At 65.3% G+C, this 19471-nt stretch carries 16 protein-coding genes; 7 read left to right on the top strand and 9 right to left on the bottom strand.

Annotation, left to right across the window (positions count from 1 at the left end):
* Positions 1–174: 174 nt before the first annotated feature.
* Entirely contained in the window at positions 175–315 is a 141-nt protein-coding gene (locus ACN9MB_RS19625) for a hypothetical protein (RefSeq protein ID WP_204637326.1), read from the bottom strand.
* 378 nt (positions 316–693) lie between these two features.
* On the opposite strand from ACN9MB_RS19625, the gene pdsR reads away from it, so the two are divergent.
* Genes pdsR through ACN9MB_RS19610 form a run of 3 tightly spaced genes read left to right on the top strand, consistent with a single transcriptional unit; the run spans position 694 to position 4043 of the window.
* Positions 694–1383, top strand: coding sequence for a proteobacterial dedicated sortase system response regulator (gene pdsR, locus ACN9MB_RS19620; protein ID WP_046972653.1), 690 nt, complete (start codon positions 694–696; stop codon positions 1381–1383).
* A complete protein-coding gene (locus ACN9MB_RS19615) occupies positions 1383–1985 on the top strand; it encodes a hypothetical protein (protein ID WP_426269978.1) in 603 nt (200 codons plus the stop codon). Before pdsR ends, ACN9MB_RS19615 begins: the two co-directional genes overlap by 1 nt.
* A gap of 45 nt (positions 1986–2030) precedes the next feature.
* On the top strand, positions 2031–4043 hold the full coding sequence (locus ACN9MB_RS19610; RefSeq protein WP_426269977.1) for an ATP-binding protein: 2013 nt from the start codon (positions 2031–2033) through the stop codon (positions 4041–4043).
* Between the two features lie 104 nt (positions 4044–4147).
* On the opposite strand, the gene ACN9MB_RS19605 is transcribed toward ACN9MB_RS19610, so the two are convergent.
* Positions 4148–5344 (bottom strand): hypothetical protein, encoded by a 1197-nt coding sequence (locus tag ACN9MB_RS19605; RefSeq protein ID WP_426269976.1) that lies wholly within the window; start codon positions 5342–5344, stop codon positions 4148–4150.
* A 156-nt stretch (positions 5345–5500) separates the two neighbouring features.
* Here ACN9MB_RS19605 and trpE point away from each other — a divergent pair, with 156 nt between their 5' ends.
* The 4 genes from trpE to ACN9MB_RS19585 all read left to right on the top strand — a co-directional run bounded on the left by trpE (position 5501) and on the right by ACN9MB_RS19585 (position 8946).
* Complete coding sequence (gene trpE, locus ACN9MB_RS19600) at positions 5501–6976, top strand: anthranilate synthase component I (RefSeq protein ID WP_426269975.1); 1476 nt, start codon at positions 5501–5503, stop codon at positions 6974–6976.
* 2 nt (positions 6977–6978) lie between these two features.
* On the top strand, positions 6979–7683 hold the full coding sequence (locus tag ACN9MB_RS19595; RefSeq protein ID WP_426269974.1) for a hypothetical protein: 705 nt from the start codon (positions 6979–6981) through the stop codon (positions 7681–7683).
* Between the two features lie 196 nt (positions 7684–7879).
* On the top strand, positions 7880–8563 hold the full coding sequence (locus ACN9MB_RS19590; protein WP_426269973.1) for a hypothetical protein: 684 nt from the start codon (positions 7880–7882) through the stop codon (positions 8561–8563).
* Between the two features lie 152 nt (positions 8564–8715).
* Positions 8716–8946: a hypothetical protein gene (locus ACN9MB_RS19585; RefSeq protein WP_426269972.1), complete on the top strand. Its 231-nt coding sequence runs from the start codon at positions 8716–8718 to the stop codon at positions 8944–8946.
* 1 nt (position 8947) lies between these two features.
* Here ACN9MB_RS19585 and ACN9MB_RS19580 read toward each other — a convergent pair whose 3' ends face one another.
* From ACN9MB_RS19580 to ACN9MB_RS19550, 7 genes are all read right to left on the bottom strand, one after another.
* A complete protein-coding gene (locus ACN9MB_RS19580) occupies positions 8948–10000 on the bottom strand; it encodes a serine hydrolase domain-containing protein (RefSeq protein ID WP_426269971.1) in 1053 nt (350 codons plus the stop codon).
* Between the two features lie 27 nt (positions 10001–10027).
* Positions 10028–10747, bottom strand: a complete 720-nt coding sequence (locus tag ACN9MB_RS19575; protein WP_426269970.1) for a M15 family metallopeptidase — start codon at positions 10745–10747, stop codon at positions 10028–10030.
* On the bottom strand, positions 10734–12275 hold the full coding sequence (locus ACN9MB_RS19570; RefSeq protein ID WP_426269969.1) for a serine hydrolase: 1542 nt from the start codon (positions 12273–12275) through the stop codon (positions 10734–10736). Before ACN9MB_RS19570 ends, ACN9MB_RS19575 begins: the two co-directional genes overlap by 14 nt.
* On the bottom strand, positions 12265–13479 hold the full coding sequence (locus ACN9MB_RS19565; RefSeq protein WP_426269968.1) for a dipeptidase: 1215 nt from the start codon (positions 13477–13479) through the stop codon (positions 12265–12267). The genes ACN9MB_RS19570 and ACN9MB_RS19565 overlap by 11 nt, the downstream gene beginning before the upstream one ends.
* Entirely contained in the window at positions 13476–14741 is a 1266-nt protein-coding gene (gene lysA, locus ACN9MB_RS19560; RefSeq protein WP_426269967.1) for a diaminopimelate decarboxylase, read from the bottom strand. Before lysA ends, ACN9MB_RS19565 begins: the two co-directional genes overlap by 4 nt.
* A gap of 63 nt (positions 14742–14804) precedes the next feature.
* On the bottom strand, positions 14805–17807 hold the full coding sequence (locus ACN9MB_RS19555) for a TonB-dependent receptor (protein WP_426269966.1): 3003 nt from the start codon (positions 17805–17807) through the stop codon (positions 14805–14807).
* A gap of 44 nt (positions 17808–17851) precedes the next feature.
* Positions 17852–19330 (bottom strand): transglutaminase-like domain-containing protein, encoded by a 1479-nt coding sequence (locus tag ACN9MB_RS19550; protein ID WP_426271951.1) that lies wholly within the window; start codon positions 19328–19330, stop codon positions 17852–17854.
* Between the last annotated feature and the right edge of the window lie 141 nt (positions 19331–19471).

Genomic DNA, 19471 nt, shown 5'->3' with positions numbered 1-19471 from the left:
GACCACACAACGGCCACCGATCCACGGCAAGAATCCGCGACCGTCAGAACTTGTGACCGGGTTTTTGCGCTTTGGTTCCCGTTTACGCGTCATCATCTTTCGATAGCGCTTTGTTAACGCACAAAAAAATCCCCGCCCGAGGGCGGGGAAGGAACGTGCCTAGGATGGGAACGGTCAGAAACAGTAGACAGGCTGCCAGTCCGGATCGGGCTCATCGGCCCCGGCGGCCGGCGCGCTTCCATGCGCACCAGCCGCGTCCATGGCTTCCACGGGTAAAGCGAAGAACGGGTCGGTCGGGTCGATATCGCCATTCATGGGTGGTCTCCTCAGTGCAGGCTCATGACCAGGCCCAGTAATAGCCCCCCGAGTGCCAAGACCACGCGAAGCGGCTCGAAGCCGCGCAGTTCGGCATTGGGATCGACGTTGGGCTGGCCGGTGGGACGCATGAATCGGGACTCCTGCAAGGACAAGCCCATTGGGCGACCGGTGCGGGCATGGGTCGGGCCCCGGATCTGGCAAAACGCGGGCAAGATCTGCCCGCCATCGGGCGCCACCTCCGAAACGTGACCGGGTTCCACCCGACTATGGCGCGACGCCGGCCCAGCATGGCGAAACGCGGGCAGTGCGCGGGCATGGCTTGCGCGGCCTGAGCCTAGGCTTCACGCTTCCGGCGAGCATCCTAAGGAGTGAATCATGGGCCGCAGTATCGCCATCGTCGAAGACGAGCCGCTGATCCGCGCGAACTACGTCGAAGCGCTCAACCGCTTCGGCTACGAAACGCGCGGCTACGGCTCGCGGCAGGAAGCCTCCAGCGCGTTCGCGATGCGCCTGCCCGAGCTGGTCATCATCGACATCGGGTTGGGCGACGAGCCCGAGGGCGGCTTCGACCTCTGCCGCGAGCTGCGCGCCAAGTCGGCCACGCTGCCGATCATCTTCCTCACCGCGCGCGATTCGGATTTCGACGTGATCTCCGGCCTGCGCCTGGGCGCGGATGACTACCTCAGCAAGGACACCAGCCTGCACCAGCTGGCAGCGCGCATCGCGGCGCTGTTCCGCCGCATCGAATCGCTGAAGGTGCCGGCCAGCAGCGAGACGGTGATCGAGCACGGCCCGCTCAAGCTCGAATCCGAGCGCATGCGGATCACCTGGAACCACGAGGAAATCCCGCTCACCGTCACCGAGTTCTGGATGGTGCACACGCTGGTGCGCTTCCCGGGCCACGTGAAAAATCGCGACCAGCTGATGCGCGAAGCGGAACTGGTGGTGGACGACGCCACCATCACCTCGCACATCAAGCGCATCCGCAAGAAATTCATCGCCGTGGCGCCGGAGTTCGACGCCATCGAAACGGTGCATGGCGTGGGTTATCGATGGAAGCCGTGATGAGGCGTTGGTGGGTGTTGCTTGTGCTTGCGTTGGTATCGATGGCCGGCCATGCCGGCGGCGTGGACAACGACGCGGGCGTGCTGGTCTTTGGCAAGGCGGACGGCGAGGTTCCCGGATGGTCGATCCTGACCGATCGTCCCGATGGCTGGACCCAGGACTGTTGCATGTACGCCAAGGCCATCGGCGTGAACCTGGTCATGTATCAAGGGGATTGGACCGGCGATCCGGAGCGCGTGATGGTGCTCAATGTTTGGCCGTCCAAACTGTCCTCGCTCGAAGCCGAGCTGCAGGACGACAGGCACCATTACCTCGCGCGCGATCCCGCCGCGAAGGTCGATGCGCTGGCCATCGACAACAAGCTCATGGCATGCCGCGGCGTGCATTTCGAAGGCACCGACCACAAGGACGACCTGGTGGTGTTCTGCGATCCGGGCCTGGCCACCGGCATCCGCCTCAGCTGGTCGATGACCTTGGTGCATGACGACCCGAAGAAAGCGGAGCTCATGGCCGCGTTCCAGCGCGTGGTCGAGCACTCGAAGTACCTCAGGTACAAGGACGAAGCGGGCGCGAAGAACGGGAAGGCCAAGGCGACCCGCTGAATCGGCGCCACGACTTTTGCGCTCCCGCCCACTATCGTTCGCGCCATGAACCTTCGTCGCAAACTCCTGCTCGTCGCGCTCTGCACGCTGGCCCTGCCGGTGGCAGGCTGGCTGTACGTGCGGCAGATGGAAACCCTGTTGCGCGAAGGCCAGGCGCAGGCGCTCACCGCTTCGGCGCGCGCGATGGCGCGCAGTCTGGTGGTCACCGATGCGCCGCTGCCGCCGGCCGGCCCGGTGTGGTACGTGCAGGACGCGGCCAATCCCATCACCGTCGACGGTTACGGCGACGACTGGGCGCCGCTTACGCCATGGAGCCAGCCGCTGGACAAGCGCGGCAAGCTGCTGCTCGCCGAGGACGCCGACTGGCTGTATCTCTATGCCGAAGTGCGTGGCGCACAGCGCACGCGCGCCGACGCGGACGATCCGAACGCGTTGCGCGCCGACCATCTGGTGTTGAGCCTCGGCAAGGGCGAGCAGTCGCGGCGTTTCCTGCTGGCCAGTTCGGCGCCGGGAGTGGTCACGGCGCGCCCGCTCGATCCGCCGGTGGACGGCTTGCCCGCTCGCATCACCGCGCAATGGCAGGAAGACGGCAGTGGCTATCGAGTGGAATTGCGCGTGCCGCGCAGCTCCGGCCTGGATGCCTTGGGAATGGCGGTCTTCGATCCCGCCACGGGCGGAGACCCCGAAGCCGTGCAAAGCCGGCCATTGATCACCTACTCCAAGACGCTGTCGAAGGAATTGGGTTTGCTCGCGCTCGATGGCGTGCAGGCGCGCGTGCTGGCGCCGCAGGGCTGGCTGCTGGCGCAGACCGGCCGCCTCGCCACGCCGGGCACCGGGCCGGGCGATCAGCCCGGCTGGTTCGCCTCGCTGGTCTATCGCTCGCTGCTGGCCAACCGGGTCGACGAGGCGGAGCTGTGGACGGACGACGTGCCGCGCCTGGACGTGGGCGAAGTACGCGAAGCCAGCGCCGGCAAGCCCGCCACCTTGTGGCGGCAGGGCGAGGCCCGCGGTAGCGTGGTGCTGGCGGCCGCCGTGCCGATCGAACGCGATGGCCAGGTGCGCGGCGTGCTGCTGTTGGAGCAGGCCAGCCGCGCGGTGCCGCTGCTGGCCAATCGCGCGCTGCTCGGCCTGTTGCTGACCAGCTTTGGCGTGCTGCTGGTGGCGGGAGCGATTCTGTTGATCTTCGCCACCCGCTTGAGCATTCGCCTCGGCCGCCTGCGCGATGCGGCCGAACGCGCGCAGTTGAACGATGGACGTCTGGACGGCCCGTTCCCGATGACCTCGTCGGAAGACGAGATCGGCGACCTGGCGCGCAGCTTCGAGCGCCTGTTCGAAGTGGTGGGCGGCTATACGGATTACCTGCGCACGCTGGCGTCCAAGCTGTCGCACGAATTGAACACGCCGCTGGCGATCGTGAAATCCTCGCTCGACAACCTCGAGCATGCGCTGGAAGCCGAACACGCGATGCCGCCCGACGCGGCGCCGTACCTGCAGCGAGCCCGCGATGGCGTGGCGCGGCTGGGCATGCTGGTGCGCGCGATGAGCGAAGCCAGCCGGATGGAGCGCGCCATCGCCGCGGCCGAACCGGAAGACGTCGACCTGGTCGCGGTCGTGCGCGGCTGCAGCGAGGCATATCGCCCGCTGGCGGGCACCCGCCGCATGGAAACCGTGTTGCCGCACGCGCCGATGACCATGCATTGCGCACCCGAACTGATCGCGCAGGCGCTGGACAAGCTGTTCGACAACGCACTGTCGTTCACGCCCGAAGGCGGCTGGCTGCGGCTGACCTTGCGCGCCACCCATGAAGGCGCGGAGATCGAGCTGGCCAATCAGGGGCCGCCGCTGCCGGCGGCGATGCAAGGCCGCCTGTTCGACTCGCTGGTGAGCCTGCGCGACAAGGCCACACCCGGCGATGCGCCGCATCTGGGGCTGGGTCTCTACGTGGTGCGCCTGGTCGCCGAACGCCACGGCGGCGTGGCAATGGCGCGCAACCTGGAAGACGGCAGCGGCGTGGCGTTCACGCTGCAGCTGCACGGCATGCCGCGTCAGCGGCTCTGATTTCCTGCAAATACCCTTGTGGGAGCGCACCCTGTGCGCGACTGGCACACAACAGAGCAGTCGCGCACAGGGTGCGCTCCCACAGGGATGAAAACGATGTCGCTCTACTTCATCTCACCCAACGTCCAGCCACCGCCACCCGGCAGCACCGCAAACTGGCGCACCGTCGTCGCCGCACAACTCGCCGGCTTGTCGCTGCATTGGGCCAGCGTCACGCGCAGGTGCTGGTCGTCCACCAGGTCGAAATCGGTCAACTTGGCATCGGCCACGTGGGTGGCTGTATCCAGCACCGTGCCGATGAACACGCCGTTGTGGAACACATAGAGCTGCAGCGCAGCCGGCTGGCATTGCTCATCGACCGAGACGGCCGCCTCGGCTACGTAGGTGTCGCCCTTGCGTTGGGCGCGACCGGTCAGCAGGCGCTCGCCGGTAAGCAGGAAGCGGTCTTCGTCGTTCTTCGGCGTGGCGGTCTTGGCCACGCACGGCGCATTGGCGACAGTCGTCGGCGCGCTTTGCGACAACGGCTTGAGCGGGCGTGGCACGTACGGCTGCGCCACCGGCACGGCCACAGGTTTTTGCATCCACAGCACCAGCGCGGTCGCGCTGAGCACGACCGCGATCACCGCCACCGCTCGTCCACGCAGCAGCGGACGCGGGTAAAGATAGACCAGCGCCGCGATCGCCACCAGCAACGCGACCGGCGAAAGCGGATGCCACAGCAAGGCCAGCACGGCGAACAAGGCTGCGAACACGGCCGCGGTGGAGTAGCGCCGCTTGGCCGGTGCCGCAGGAGCGGCGACGGGAAGCGGTGGTGGCTCGTGCGATGCGGGCACGCTGGCTTCCTGCAGGAAAGGCTCGGCAGGAGGGAAACCGGCATGTTCGGCAGCCAGCTCGTCCACGGGCAGTACGGGCGGCTCGGTGCCAACCGCCGCCGATTCCCAGGCGAACCAGCTTTGTCCGCCGTCGTGGCACCACTGGTCGCCGGCTTCGGCATAACGATTCAGGGCAGCCTCGGGCAGCGGGCCGCGCACCTGGTTGTCGCGGCGCAGCCAGATCAGGCGATCGCCGTCGGGCCATACGTCGGCCTCCACGCCCATCCCGCGCAATTGCGCTGCCTGGGCTTCGGCGGCATCGGCCTCGAGGCCGCGGCGGATGATCAACGGGGCCCGCGAGAAAACACGTTCGCGGAAACCTGCCATCTCCATGCCGAAGGCGGCGGCCAGGCGCTCGTGCACGGCGGCCGCATCCTGCCCATCGAGCAGGCGGCCGGAAAGTACCAGGCAACGGTGGTCCATACCCATCGATTTCCCCTGCGGATGCAGCGACCTGCACCGATAGCCCAAGGGTAGGCGTGCCAGCGCGGGCCGACAAGCCATGCGTGTGCCGTCCGGCCCTTCGGTTCGCCAGCCCGCTAGCCCTACAATGCTCGTTCAAGCTTGGCCATCCGGATCCCCCACGTGATTTCCCGAGACGATTTCGACGCGCTGGCAGCGCAGGGTCATACCCGCATCCCGCTGGTGCGCGAGGTGTTTTCCGACCTCGACACGCCTTTGTCGGTGTACCTGAAGCTGGCCGACGGCCCGTATACCTTCCTGTTCGAATCGGTCGAAGGCGGCGCCACCTGGGGCCGTTATTCCATCATCGGCCTGCCTGCCAAGCGCGTGTTTCGCTTTCGCGGCCACGAGCTGGAAGTGGAAGATGCCGGCGAAGTGACCGAGCGCCGCCACGTGGCCGATCCGCTGGGCGAAATCGAAGTACTGCGCCAGCAGTACGACGTGCCGCGCCTGCCGCAGCTGCCGGCCTTCAGCGGCGGCCTGGTGGGTTACTTCGGCTTCGAGACCATCGGCTATATCGAGCCGCGCCTGGCCCAGTGGGATCGCGCCGACGAGCTGGGCACGCCGGACGTGCTGCTGATGCTGGCCGAGGAAGTCGCTGTGTTCGACAACCTCAAGGGCCGCCTGTACCTGATCGTGCATGCCGATCCCTCGCAGCCGCACGCCTATACGGCGGCGCAGCGCCGGCTCGATGCGCTGGTCTATCGACTGCGGCAGAGCGGCGTGTCGTACCCGCAGATCAACCAGAGCACGGCGCTGGACGAAAGCGACTTCAAGTCCTCCTTCACCAAGGAGGAGTTCGAGGCGATGGTGGAGCGCGCCAAGGAATACATCCGCGCGGGCGACATCTTCCAGGTGGTGCCGTCGCAGCGCCTCAGTGTGGGTTTCAACGCGCGTCCGGTGGACGTGTACCGCGCGCTGCGCGCGCTCAATCCGTCGCCGTACATGTATTTCGTGGACCTGGGCACGACCCAGATCGTGGGTTCCTCGCCGGAAATCCTCGCCCGCCTGAAGGACGGCAAGGTCGTCGTGCGTCCGCTCGCCGGCACGCGCAAGCGCGGCGCGACCCAGGAAGAAGACCAGGCGCTGGAAGCCGAGCTGCTGGCCGATCCGAAGGAACGCGCCGAGCACGTGATGCTGATCGACCTGGGCCGCAACGACATCGGCCGCATCAGCGACACCGGCAGCGTGGAGGTGAGCGAGTCGTTCGTGGTCGAGCGCTATTCGCACGTGATGCACATCGTCTCGCAGGTGCAGGGCAACGTTCGTCCCGAGGTGGGCTACATGGACGTGCTCAAGGCCACCTTCCCGGCGGGCACGCTCAGCGGTGCGCCGAAGATCCGTGCGCTGGAAATCATCCAGGAGCTGGAACCGTACAAGCGCAACATCTACGCCGGTGCGATCGGCTGGATCGGCTGGTGGGGCGATGCGGATACCGCCATCGCCATCCGCACGGCGGTGATCCAGGATGGACGTCTGCACGTCCAGGCGGGCGCGGGCATCGTGTACGACTCCGATCCGGCGTCGGAGTGGGAAGAAACCATGAGCAAGGGCCGCGCGCTGTTCCGTGCGGTGGCCCAGGCCGCTAAGGGGTTGTGAGCATGCGCAGCGTGCGACGCGGAACGGCCTGGTCCTGTGTGCTCGGTTTGGGCAGCAGCCTGCTGTTTTCGTCGTTGCATGCGCGCGAGCCGGAACCATCGCCGGTCTGGCACGACGACGCCACCTCGCGGCTCGAAGCGCTGGCGCTGCTGCAGAGCCTGAATGCCGAGTTGCTCAGCCATCCGAGCGCCACGCTGACGCTGGAGCGTTGGTGCGGTGAGCATCACTTGGCACCCGAAGCAAAAATCATCGCCGAGCGCGTGCAGGGCGAAGACAAACCGTTGCCGCCGGAAGCGCGCAACCAGTTGCAGATCGGCGCGGACGAAGCCGTGCGCTATCGGCGCGTGCAACTCGCCTGCGGCCAACACGTATTGTCGGAAGCCGACAACTGGTACGTGCCCTCGCGCCTTACCGAGGCGATGAATCACCAGCTCGATACCACCGATACGCCGTTCGGCAAAGTCGTGCAGCCGCTGCACTTCCGTCGGCAGACGCTATCGGCGGAACTGCTGTGGTCGCCGTTGCCGCAAGGCTGGGAAAACGCAGCAGCGTTGCCCGGTTCCACCGACGCGACGCTGGCCATGCCGCAGCACGTGCTCGAGCATCGCGCCGTATTGTTCGACCAGTCGAACCGCCCCTTCAGCCTGGTGGTCGAAAGCTACACATCGCAAGTTCTTGCCTTCACTCCGGCGAAGACTCGGCCATAAGTTAGATGCCGCGCCCCTCGTCTTCCGGGGGCGTCTTCGATGAAAATGCGACACCGCAGTCACTGGGGGGGCTGACTGTCCTGCGTTCGTGCACGACGCATGCGATGCGCACTACCGCCGCCTGTTTCCGCTCCTGCAGTACGGACGTCCAGGGGGATCATCCGGTGAACGCGCAGGACCACGTCAGGGGAATGACATGAAGCATTTATGGAAGAAGGGCGTCGTCGTCGCGTGCGCTCTGAGCGTTTCTGCGTGTGCGTCGATCGTGGGTGGTCGCTATCAGAAGGTGGAAGTGGATGCGCGCGCCTCGGGCGAAAGCGTTCGCGCCGATTGCACGCTGAGCAACGGTACCGGTGAAGTGCGTGTGCTCACGCCGGGTACGGCGGTGGTTCACCGTTCGTCGCACGATCTGTCGGTGGTCTGCCAGAAGGACGGCAAGCAGATCGCCCAGCAGTCGTACGACTCCAGCATTCGCGGGATGGTGTGGGGCAACCTGATCATCGGTGGCCTGATCGGCATCGCGATCGATTTCTCCGACGGCGCCTCGCATCACTATCCCAACAAACTCACCGTGGTGCTGCCGTCGGCCTACGCGACGATCGCCACCTATCCGGGCACGGGCGCAACGCCGGCCGGTGGCTATGCCACGCCGACGGTCGATGGACTGGCCAGTCTCGATGGCCGGGTCAGCAAGAGCATGTTCAATGCCGCGCAGAACGTGGCCGCCGCTCGCCAATGCGACCGCGCGATCCATGTGGTGATGGTCGACGGCACGCGGGCCATGTTCCGCTCGCAGTGTCCGGCGTCCGGCGACGTGCAGATCGAATGCGCGGGCGATGCCTGCGTGCCCTTGCAGGCGGCGGGCGTGGCCAGCAACTAAGCCGTCGGTTTGTTTGTGTGGGAAGAGAGGGGCTGGCCTTTGCCGGCCTCTTTTCTTTTCAGACACGTCCCATATTGCGGACGGACGGCACGGATTAACGTGTGGATATTCCGAATCCATCGCTGGCACGAAGGCCGGCACGGAGTTTCCGCATGGTTGCTTCCCTCGTCGAATACGTCGTCGCCCGTCAATGCGAGGGCTGGAACGTGTTGCGCGACGGCGCGCCCATCGGCCGACGCGGCGTGCTCGTTCGTGCTGTGGATTTCGCCACGCACCTCGCCGAACGTGAAGCCATCCTGGGAGGCCGAGCCACTCGCGTGCTGATGGCGCGCGAGGACACGGATCGCTTGCCCGTCTGTCAGCCGTTGCGGCGCGCGGCCTGATTCAAGGCTGCAGGAAGCGCTGCCCAATGGCGAGCGCCGTGCGATAGGGCTCCGGATCGTTGCGGTTGCTGAGCAATACCACGGTCAGGTGCTGCCTGGGCCAGCGGATGATCACGTTGCGAAAACCCATGCTCTCGCCCGAGTGCCACAGCACGTCGCCGTGGATGCGCCAGCCAAAACCGTAGGCATCGACATCGGGCTCGTCATGCACCTGGTTCTGGGCGCTGAAGGCGAGTTTGCGCGAGTCGTCGGAGAGCAGGCGATGGTCGTACAGCGCAGCGTCCCATTTCGCCATGTCGTCGATGGACGAATAGATGCCGCCGTCACCCCGGGTTGCGCTGGTGGGGCTTTGGTCGGTACGCATCCAGCGACCGTTCTCTTCGCTGTAGCCGTAGGCGCGGTGGGTGACTTCGGGGCCGCCCAGCACATAGAGCAGGGTATGCGTCATGCCCAGTGGTTTGAAAATGTTCTTGGCCAGGAAATCGGGCAGCGACTGCTTCGAGGCCCGTTCCACGATCAGGCCAAGCAGCACGTAGCCGCCGTTGCTGTAGCGGTAGGAAGTACCCGGCGCGAAATAGCTGCGCGGTTCGGCGGCGAGCATGCGCAGCACATCGGCGTCGCTGATCTGCTCGGTGACATGGGCGGGCATCAGGTCTTCATAGTCAATCAGGCCGCCGCCATGGCTGAGCAGCTGGCGGATGGTGATCGCTTCATGCGTGGCCGGCAGTTCCGGAATCCAGTGGCGAACGTGATCGTCGAGGCTCAGGCTGCCGCGCTCGGCCAGCAACAGGACGGCCGCCGCGGTGAACTGCTTGGTGACGGAGGCGAGCCGATAGTTGGTCGCCGGCGTGGCGGCTTCGTGCGTTTCCAGATTGGCCAGGCCATAGCCACGCCGCAGCAGGGGCTTGCCGTCCTTGATCACCAGCAGTGAAGCACCGGGCACGTCGCCGTGGTAGCGGGACATCAGCCCGTCGACATCGGCGATGGCATCGCCTGCCTGCACCCGGCCAGCCAGAACCAGCAGTACGAGGAACAGCGGAACGAACTTGCGCATCGCGTCGAGCCTCATTCGAAGGGTGGCTTATTGCACGGGGACGTCGTAGATGGTGTCGGGCGTCGGCTCGGGATTGAGCGTGTAGTGCCACCATTCCATGGCGTAGTTGCGGAACCCCTCGCGTTCCATCGCCCGCTTCAGTACCTCGCGATGGGCGTGTTGCGCGGCGCTCGCTTCGGGCGAATCGGTGTTGGCGAGCGTGCCGAAGTAGTCGAAATCGGTGCCCATGGCCAACGGCGTGCAATGCGTATCGGCGGCATCGCATTGCATCAGGGTGAGATCCACCGTCGCGCCGCGGCTGTGCCCGGACACCGGTGCGATGTAGTCGCCGAGCAGAGCGCTCTTGTCCAGCTTCGGATAATGCTCGGGCTTCGTGCGCTGGTCCGAGAGATCGCCCGCCCAACGCACGAAATGCGCCACGGCTCGCGCGGGCCGGTAGCAGTCGAACAGCTTGAGGCGCTGATGCTGCGCGCGCAGGTCGCGCTCCACGCGTGCCAGCGCTTCGGCGGCCGGCTTGAGCAGCAGGCACTTGGGCGCGAGGTAGCCATCCACCGGCGCGCCGACGAAGTTGTCGCTGCCGGCGTACTTGATGTCCTCGGCGATGTCGGGGACGAGTTGCCGGATATCGACCAGCCCGGCCTGCTGCGCCGTCGTGGCCGGCGACCGTGCCGGGGTTCCGTCGGCATGGGCGAACGCAACCAGCGCGCACAGCGTCAACCCCAGGGCAACTCGCCTAGCCACAGCCATGCTCCCGATGGAAGCTGAGGTCTTCGAAGTCCGAGCTGAAATCGGCACGGGGATCGACCTTGCTCATGTGCAGCACACCCTTGGCATCGGTGGGGAAGCTCAGCCACGCATCGGTGTCGCCGTGATCCCAGTGCACCAGATAGCGTTGGCCGGCGCGCATCACGGTACCGGCCAGGCGCGGCGATTTGGCGGCCACGAAGCGCACGGCATCGCCTTGAGGACACAGGCTGATGGTGCCGAACCACGGGTCGCGCCAGCGCCCCAACTGGCTGCGCAGGTCGTCGACCTTTGCCGGTTGCGATAGAGGCGGTTTGGCAGCTTCACGAGCGGTGGATGAGGCGCGGTCCAGTTGATCCGCGTACCAGTTGGCGTCGTGCCCGTCGTGAGGCGAGGTGAATTGCTTGGTGAGCGCTTCGATCAGCACGGTGCGCGCATCCTCCGCCTCGCTGTTCATCAGGATCACGAAACCGGCCTTGCGCTCGGGCAGCAGCATCATCGCCGAATACATGCCCGACAGCGTGCCGGTATGCGAGACCGTGAACACGCCATCCATGTCGGCGATGCGCCAGCCGTAACCGTAGGCGTAGAAGCGGGTGCCGTTCCAGGCGCGTTTCTGCGCCGAGATCGGCATCGGCGTGTACGGCGTCCACACGATCTGCCGCTGCTCGGGCGTCAGCCACTGCAACTGTTGCGGGGTGGGTGCCAGCCAGTTGCGTGCCCAGCTGAGCATATCGGTGAGGCTGCAGCGCACGCCGCCCGCCGGAGCGGAGGTGATGTTGGGAATCTCGGCATCGTCGGCATTGATCACGACATTGCGATCGTGCTCGCGCTCATGCGGCTCGGCCACGTTGCCTACCGCGTCGCGATTCCAGGCCCCAATCTGGCAACGCGCGAGCCCGAGCGGCTCGAACACCTCGCGGCGCAACAGTGTCTCGTAGTGGTCATGTCCCGCTGCCGCGGCTACTTCGCCGGCCACTACGTAGAGCAGGTTGTCGTACGCATAGCCGGCGCGAAAACTGTAGGCAGGCTTGAGGTAGGCCAGCCCGTGCACGATGTCCTGCCGGGTGAAATCGTTTGGTTCGGGCCACAGCATCAGATCGCCTGCGCCTTCGCGCAGGCCGCTGCGATGGGTGAGCAGGTCGCCCACTTGCATATGCTCGGTGACCCAGGGATCGGCCATGCGGAAGTCGGGAAGGTAGCGCCGCACGGGGTCGTCCCAACGCAGCTTTCCTTCCTGCACCAGGCGGGCGAGCAGCGTCGAAGTCATCGCCTTGCTGTTGGAGGCGATCTTGAACAGCGTGTCGTTGGTGATCGCTTGTCCGGACCCGGCCACGCGCTCGCCCAGTGTGCGCGTGTAGACCACCTCGCCGTGGTCGATCACGCCCACCGCGAGACCGGCCAGGTGATAACGGGCCATCACCGCATCGACGACGGAGTCGAGTTGCGCTGCTCTGGGCGTGTCGGCCGCTGCTGCAGCGCTGCTGACGAGGGCAAGCCCGATCGCCAGCAGCGCCCGCTTAGCCGCCATGCACCGTGGCACGCTTGGTCACCTCGTCCCACACGCGCAGCAGGTTGCCGCCCCAGATCTTGGCGATGTCGTCGTCGTTGAAGCCCGCCTTGCGCAGCGCCGCCGTGAGACTGCGTGTCTGGGTGGCATCGGTCCAGCCGCCAAGGCCGCCGCCGCCGTCGAAGTCGGAGGCGATGCCGACGTGGTCGATACCCGCCACTTGCACCATATGCTTGATATGCGCCACGTACTCGTCCACCGAGGCCGGCGGGAACGCGGCATCGATGCGCTTCATGCCCTCGATATAGGCGGGCAGGTACTCGTGCTTCTCGCTGTCGAAGCTCTTGTCGCCGGCCTGCTTCGCCACCTGTGCCTGCAGCGCCTTGACCGCCAGGTCGCGCGCGGGATCGAGCTTGATGAATTCGCCCACGGCCACCGCCTGGATCACGCCACCCTTGGCGGCGATGGCGCGCAGCAGATCGTCCGAGAGGTTGCGCGGATGCGGATCGATGGCGCGCGATGACGAATGCGAGGCGATCACCGGCGAGGTGGACAAGGCCAGCACGTCGCGCACGCAAGCGTCCGACGAATGCGACACGTCGACCATGATTCCAAGTTCATTGTCGCGCTTGACCACGGCGCGGCCGAAATCGGTGAGGCCGTATTCCGGCAGCGGCGTGTCGCCGAGGTCCGCCTCCGGCGTCGAACTGGTGCACAGGTCGTTGTTGCCCATATGCGCCAGGCCGACGTAGCGCGCGCCACGCTTGTAGGCGATATCGAGGTTCTTGATGTCGTGGCCCAGCGAGTAGCCGTTCTCCACGCCGATCATCGCCGAGAGCTTGCCCGCCGCCTTGTTGGCGCGCACCTGCGCGGGCGTGGTGGCCAGGCGGATGTCGTTGGGATAGGTCTTCAGCATCAGGTCGATGGCGTCGTACTTGCGCTTGGCCTGCGACACGGCGTGCGCGTAGCCGGCGGGCGTCAGCGGTCCCTGGTCCACATAGACGATGAAGAACACGGCATCGAGACCGCCGCGGCGCATCTTGTCCAGGTCCACCTGCATCGGCGTCTGCTTGCCGAAATCGAAGCGCGCTTCGTGCATGTAGGCAAAGGGAATGTCCACATGCGTGTCGAGCGTGATCGGCGGATCCTTCTGCGCCGCCGCGGGCGTGCTGGCGAGTGCAAGTGCTAGCGCGATGGCGCCGCCGAGTAAGCCGAAAGTCTTCATGCCGTCTCCCAGTGATTGGCCGGCTGTTCGCCGGCGACCATGTCTTCGAAGGACTGCCGTTGCCGCACTACGGCATAGCGGCCCGCATCCACCAGCACTTCGGCGGCGAGCGGTCGCGAGTTATAGGTGGAGGCCATCGAGGCGCCGTAAGCACCGACGCTGCGGATCATCAGCAGCTCGCCTGGCGCGCACGCGGGCAGGGCGCGTGCCTTGGCGAAGGTATCGCCGGTTTCGCACACCGGCCCCACGATGTCGTAAGAAATCATCGAGCGTGCATCCCCGGCTACCGGCGCGATGTCGTGCCAGGCATCGTACAGGCTCGGCCGGGCCAAGTCGTTCATGGCGGCGTCGATCACCAGGAACGTGCGCTCGTCTCCCTGCTTGAGCCGGATCACGCGGGTCAGCAACACGCCCGCTTCGCCGACCAGATAGCGGCCGGGCTCGAACAGCAGGCGGCCTTCGAAGCCGGCGAGCGCTTCGCGCACCAGGGCGACGTAGGCTGCCGCATCGATCGGTCGATCATGACCCTCGCGATAGCACACGCCCAGGCCGCCGCCCACGTCGATGCTGGCGATGGGGTGGCCTTGCCCAACCAGTTCGCGCCAGAACGCGGCTACTCGCTGCAAGGCCTGCCGGAACGGCTCCAGGCTGAGGATCTGCGAACCGATGTGCACGTGCAGGCCGTCCAACTGGACATGGCTGAGCGCATCGCGCTGCGCAAACCAACGGCGCGCCTCCTCGATGCTCACGCCGAACTTGTTCTCGGCCTTGCCGGTGGAAATCTTGGCGTGGGTGAGGGCGTCCACGTCCGGATTGATGCGCACGGCTGCCCGCGCCACTACGCTCTGCGCTTGGGCGATGTGTTGCAACAACAGCAGCTCGTCATGCGATTCCACGTTGAAGCGCAGCACGCCCTGGCGCAACGCCTCGGCGATCTCCGCTTCGCTCTTGCCCACGCCGGAAAACACGATGTGCTCCGCCGGGATGCCGGCCTGCCGCGCGCGCCAGAGCTCGCCCGCGGAGACGATATCGGCGCCCACGCCCTGGCTGTGCATGAAAGCCAGCACCCCCCGATTGGGATTCGCCTTCACCGCAAAGCAGATCAGGTGATCGGTGCCACGCAGCGCCGTCTGCAGCGACGAAACGCGATCCCGGATCGCGCTGGCCGAATACACATACAGCGGCGTGCCAAGGCGGTCGGCCAGGGTATGCAGATCGACACCGCCCCAGGTGTCATGGGTTGAGGCCGCGGTGTCGATCATGGATAAGCCTTTAAAAAAAGACGGCAGCCTGCATTCTGCAGGCTGCCGGTGGGGACGGACAAATCAGAAGTCCACGGAAACGGTCAACTGGGCAAAGCGAGGTGACTGGAAACGCAACGGTTGCTCGAAGGTGGAACTGGTGCTGTTGGAAATGGTGGTCTGCAGGTCCTGGTCCACCTGGATGGTGCGCTGCTCGTTGAGCAGGTTGTACACCGCGAACTTCACCCGCAGCTGGCCGATGTCGGCCAACTGGCGCAGGTAGGTGATGCTGGCGCCCAATGTGTACGTCCAGGGCATGCGGCCGTATTTGCCGCGCGGTGAGGATTCGTACACGCGATCTTCCGAACGCGGCGCGTCGCAGTTGGCCACGCAAATGTAGTAGCTGTGATAGACCGTGGCGTCATACGGATTACCCACGCCGAAGCCGGTGATGGGGCCGCCCGAAGCGATGTTGGCATCGCCGGCCACCTGCCAGTTCGGCGTGATGGCGTAGGTGCCGCGCAACTTCAACTGATGACGGCGGTCGTTGGGAAGATAGCCGTCGCCGCCGAAATTCACCCATGGGTCGTCGAAGTTCTCCGTGCGGCCGGTATCGTCGAAGTTGGTATCGGAGTTCACCGGACCTTCCGCATTGCCGCGATTCCACGACAGCACATAGGACGCGTTGAACGACCACTTGTTGTCCCAGGCGCGATCCAGCTGAAATTCCAGCGCGGTGTAGGTGCGCTTGGGATTCACCCAGCCGCGCTGGCCTAGGTAGTTGCCATCCGCGTCGTACATCGCCCAGCCTTCCTTGGACGTGTCCACGGTGACCCAGCCATCGGCCGTGCCGTCGCAGTTGGTGTCGCCCCACACGGTGTTCTTCTTGCCGGGATTGCCCATCACCCAACCGATGTAGCCATCCGGACCGCATTTGCCGGTGGCGCTGATCTCCATGTCGTCGATGGCGTTGTGCAGCTTGCGATAGGTTGCGTTGACGCCCCACGACCACTTGTCGTTGAGCATCTGCTGGAAGCCGAGGATCAACTCGTCCTGGTAGACCTGCTGCATGTCCTTGTTCACTTCCGAACGTAGGTCGTGCACGGTGCCGTCGCCCTGCGACGTATCCACGCCGCCCAGCTGCGGGCCGAGGACCGGGATGGCGTACTGGTTGCCGTTGGCGTCGGTAAGCGTCTGCCAGCCGCCGAACGCGTAGAACGTGCGCTGATCGAGCAGGCCGCCCGCCTGCTTGATGTTGATCACGTTGGCCACCGGCAGGTAGTAGCGGCCGAGGTTGCCGTAGAGCTTGGTGGTGCCGTCGCCCTTCACGTCCCAGGAGAAGCCGAAGCGCGGCGCCCACATGTTGTCCATCTTGATATAGCTGCGGCCGGCAGCGTCCATGTTGTCGAAGCCGTCGCGGCGGATGCCGGCATTGAGCAACAGGTTGGGCGTCACCTGCCAGTTGTCTTCCAGGTAGAACGCGTCGTTGGTGGTGTCGAAGTTGCCCGCGATCTCGTAACGGCGGGCGCGCACATAGCCGTTGTAGCCCGGCGGAATCACGCCGCCGCCATTGGGATTGGGAATGGTCGAACCGGGCGTGGCGGCGTACACGTTGTAGTAGATCGCGCCGGGGCCGGGATAATGGCGGCCGTAGATCGAATCGTCGTCTTCGTGGTCGTAGCCGAAGCGAAGCAGATGATCCTCCAGCTTCCATTCGAAGTCGGCACGGCCTTCCTTGCGCTTGTCGTTGCGCTTCTCCACCGCGGTATTGGTGGTGCAGCCCAACGGCACGCCCGGCTTCGGCACCGCGTTTTCGGCGGCGACCGGGTTGCAGTCCAGGTCGGTCAGCGCCCGGTTGAACGACTCGCGCTTGTTCTCGCCGTACAACACCTTCATCGACAGGTTGTCGGTGAGGTAGTTGGTGTAGGTGAGCGACCAGTTCTTGCCGCCGGTGTCGGTGTAGATGGTGTTGGTCTTGGCACCGATGGTGTGCGTGTCGTAGTCGTAGTTGTAGACCGTGCCGACGTTCTTGCTCTTGTCCGAGAACGCCATCAGCGACAGCAGGTTGCTGTCGTTGATGTGCCAGTCGATGGTGGTGCCCCAGAAATCGGGGCTGGAACTGTTGCTGGTGAGCGTGGTGCCTTCGTCGTTGGTGTTGCGCGGGTTGTCGCCGCGCTGTTCGACCATGGCGAAGATGAACAGCTTGTCCTTCACGATCGGGCCGGACGCATAGATGTTGGTCTTCATCAGCGAGTCGCGGTCTTCGCTGGCGGTGAGGTAGCGGTTGCCGTTGGCGTCGTAACGATCCTCGGCCTGCGCATGCCACGCGCCCGGCTCCATGGTCATCTCCACGCCGGCGTGGAACTCGTTGGAACCCGAGCGCGCCACCGCGTTGATGACGCCGCCGGTGGTACGGCCGAACTCCACCGAATAGCCGCCGGTCTTCACCTGGAATTCCTGGTAGAAGTTGAACGGTGCTTCGGAATAGCCGTTGCGGTTGTAGAAGTCGGTGACGTTGAGGCCGTTGACGTAGATGGCGTTCTCCGCCACCGACGAACCGCCGAAACTCAATCCGCCGAATGCCGATGCACCCTTCACCACGCCCGGGGCGAGCGAGGCCACCGCGGCGATGTTCTGGTCCACCGGCAGGCGGCGTAGTTCTTCCCGCGAGATATTGGTCGAGGATTCGGTCGAGGTGACGTCCACCGCCGTAATGATCGCCGTGCCGCTGACGTTGACCGCCGAAAGATTGGTGGCGTTGGAAGCACCCAGGTTCACCGTGGTCGCATTGCCCAGCGTCACGGTCACGGCGGTGGGTTCGGTCAGCGTCTTGCCGTCCTTGGCGACGGAAAGCGTGTATTGGCCCACGGCCAGATACGGGATGCGGTAGTTGCCTTTGTCATCGGCCGTCACCGAACGGGTGAAGCCCGTCGCCGCATTGCTGATCGTGATGACCGCGCCAGCCTCGGTGTGGCCGACCACGGTACCGTCGTTGTTGCCCGCGTGCGCAGACGGAGCGGCCATGGACGCCATGCCCATGCCCAACGCCATGCACAGCATGGTCCTGCGAAAAGTACGACTGACCATATCCCCGTCTCCCCCGGTTCTGTCGTCGTTGATGTAAAGACCGCTTATCTGTCCGTGCGCTCAGAGGCCGGCAGGAGCTGCCATGTGAAGTCGTAATCCCACTTATCGAAGTACAAGTTGCCGCCGCGCCACTCGAGTTCGCCGCGCTGCGAATCCACCGTCTCCGAACGGAAGAATTGCTTGGCTGGCACGAGGGGTTGGCTGAAATCGCTGTTGAAGGCGATGCGGTAGGCATCGAGCCCACCGAGGTAGAACCATTGCAGGGCAGGGTCGTCGCCCTGCGCCGGATGCAGCTGCCCGAAGGTCACGTCCATCGGCACCCAGCCGTAGGGCGCCAGGTACAGCTGGCCCCAGTCGTGGATGTTGTTGTACTTGCCGTCGGAGAAAATAAAACCGGATTGCCAGCGCGCAGGAATGCCGTTCAAGCGCAGCAAAGTGATCAGCAGCATGGTCTGCTCGCCGCAATCGCCGTGGCCGGCATGCAGCGTGTAATCGCTGAGATTGCTGATGGTGGAGTATTCGCGCGCACCGGCCCAGGGAATCTGGTCGACCGCGGCAAACAGCTTCTGCGCGATGCGGTACGGATTGGTTTCGGTGCCCACCACCTTGCGCGAAAACGCGCGCAGGTCATCGGTGAACACGATGTGCGGCGCGCGTTCGGCCACGAACGGCGCGAGTTCGGGCGTGATCTTGGTGCGCGTGACTTTCGACGCGTCGAGATCGTGGTACTGCGCGTAGATGGTCAACTCATAGGTGACGGCAAAGGTCGTGGTCTTGCCGGCCTCGGCCTTCTTCTCCAGATAGGCCGTGCGTTGCATGGTCTCTGCGGGCGCGACCTTCGCACCGGACGGCTGGCTGTCGACCAGGTGCACGCCCTCCTGCTGTCCCGGCAGTTCGCGCGGGAACGGCAGCCAGGCACGTATCGTCTCGCCCGCGGGCACGGCATCGGCATTGACGGTGACGGTTTCGGTGACCCGCACGTGGTTGGGCGTGACGCTGCTGCGCTGTGTGGCGAGCGCTTCGCGGCGCGCGGCGCGATGGTGATCGTTGAGCGTCTCCATCGGATCGTCGTTGGCCGGTGCCGGATGCGCGCGGCGCGCAGCGGCTTCCTTGCTGAGCAGGAACAGGTTGTTCGGCGCGCGCTTGAAGTAGAGCGTGCGGCCGTCGATCACCTGGTGCTCGATCAGGCCCTGGCTGTCCCAGCGGGCGAATTCCGCGTCGGTGAGATCCGGAATCTGCTTGCGTACCTTCGCCTTGGCGGCGTCGGTGTCGAGCGTGAAATCGATCAGGATGCGGCGCATGCGCTCGCGCTGGAACAGCAGCGCGTCGCGGGCATCCGCTGACAGCCCTGGCTGGGCGAGGGCCTCGGTGATGTCGGCTTCGGCCGAGCTGAATTGCCCCGCGTCGATCAGCGCAGTGGCATGCTGCGCAGGGGACGTGGTCGCTGCCGATGCGATACCGGCGGCCAGCAGACAGGCAAGCGCTGCTGTCAGCGAAAGCCGCCGACGTCGCAAGGATGAGATGAGTCCGACCGTCTGCACCTGCCACTTCCCCGTAAGAAAAAGCGAAGTCGCTGTGTAGCATGCTTGCAATCGACGGTCAATAATTTATGCTTCAATCGAATTTCGCCCGAATCAGATATTCCTTGGGCGGCTGCGATTGGG

Origin of the sequence: Dyella kyungheensis, assembly GCF_049913195.1 — a bacterium.
GTDB lineage: Bacteria > Pseudomonadota > Gammaproteobacteria > Xanthomonadales > Rhodanobacteraceae > Dyella > Dyella kyungheensis.
The sequence above is the reverse complement of the archived record's forward strand: the minus strand, read 5'-3'. Positions and strand labels throughout refer to the sequence as shown.

Excerpts from the sequence above, each read along its gene's own strand:
- ACN9MB_RS19565 (WP_426269968.1), bottom strand. The coding sequence starts at position 13,479 with ATGAAGACTTTCGGCTTACTCGGCGGCGCCATCGCGCTAGCACTTGCA.
- ACN9MB_RS19590 (WP_426269973.1), top strand. The coding sequence starts at position 7,880 with ATGAAGCATTTATGGAAGAAGGGCGTCGTCGTCGCGTGCGCTCTGAGC.
- ACN9MB_RS19570 (WP_426269969.1), bottom strand. The coding sequence starts at position 12,275 with ATGGCGGCTAAGCGGGCGCTGCTGGCGATCGGGCTTGCCCTCGTCAGC.
- pdsR (WP_046972653.1), top strand. The coding sequence starts at position 694 with ATGGGCCGCAGTATCGCCATCGTCGAAGACGAGCCGCTGATCCGCGCG.
- ACN9MB_RS19615 (WP_426269978.1), top strand. The coding sequence starts at position 1,383 with ATGAGGCGTTGGTGGGTGTTGCTTGTGCTTGCGTTGGTATCGATGGCC.
- lysA (WP_426269967.1), bottom strand. The coding sequence starts at position 14,741 with ATGATCGACACCGCGGCCTCAACCCATGACACCTGGGGCGGTGTCGAT.
- ACN9MB_RS19595 (WP_426269974.1), top strand. The coding sequence starts at position 6,979 with ATGCGCAGCGTGCGACGCGGAACGGCCTGGTCCTGTGTGCTCGGTTTG.
- ACN9MB_RS19585 (WP_426269972.1), top strand. The coding sequence starts at position 8,716 with ATGGTTGCTTCCCTCGTCGAATACGTCGTCGCCCGTCAATGCGAGGGC.
- ACN9MB_RS19610 (WP_426269977.1), top strand. The coding sequence starts at position 2,031 with ATGAACCTTCGTCGCAAACTCCTGCTCGTCGCGCTCTGCACGCTGGCC.
- ACN9MB_RS19575 (WP_426269970.1), bottom strand. The coding sequence starts at position 10,747 with ATGGCTGTGGCTAGGCGAGTTGCCCTGGGGTTGACGCTGTGCGCGCTG.
- ACN9MB_RS19555 (WP_426269966.1), bottom strand. The coding sequence starts at position 17,807 with ATGGTCAGTCGTACTTTTCGCAGGACCATGCTGTGCATGGCGTTGGGC.
- ACN9MB_RS19580 (WP_426269971.1), bottom strand. The coding sequence starts at position 10,000 with ATGCGCAAGTTCGTTCCGCTGTTCCTCGTACTGCTGGTTCTGGCTGGC.
- ACN9MB_RS19605 (WP_426269976.1), bottom strand. The coding sequence starts at position 5,344 with ATGGGTATGGACCACCGTTGCCTGGTACTTTCCGGCCGCCTGCTCGAT.
- ACN9MB_RS19625 (WP_204637326.1), bottom strand. The coding sequence starts at position 315 with ATGAATGGCGATATCGACCCGACCGACCCGTTCTTCGCTTTACCCGTG.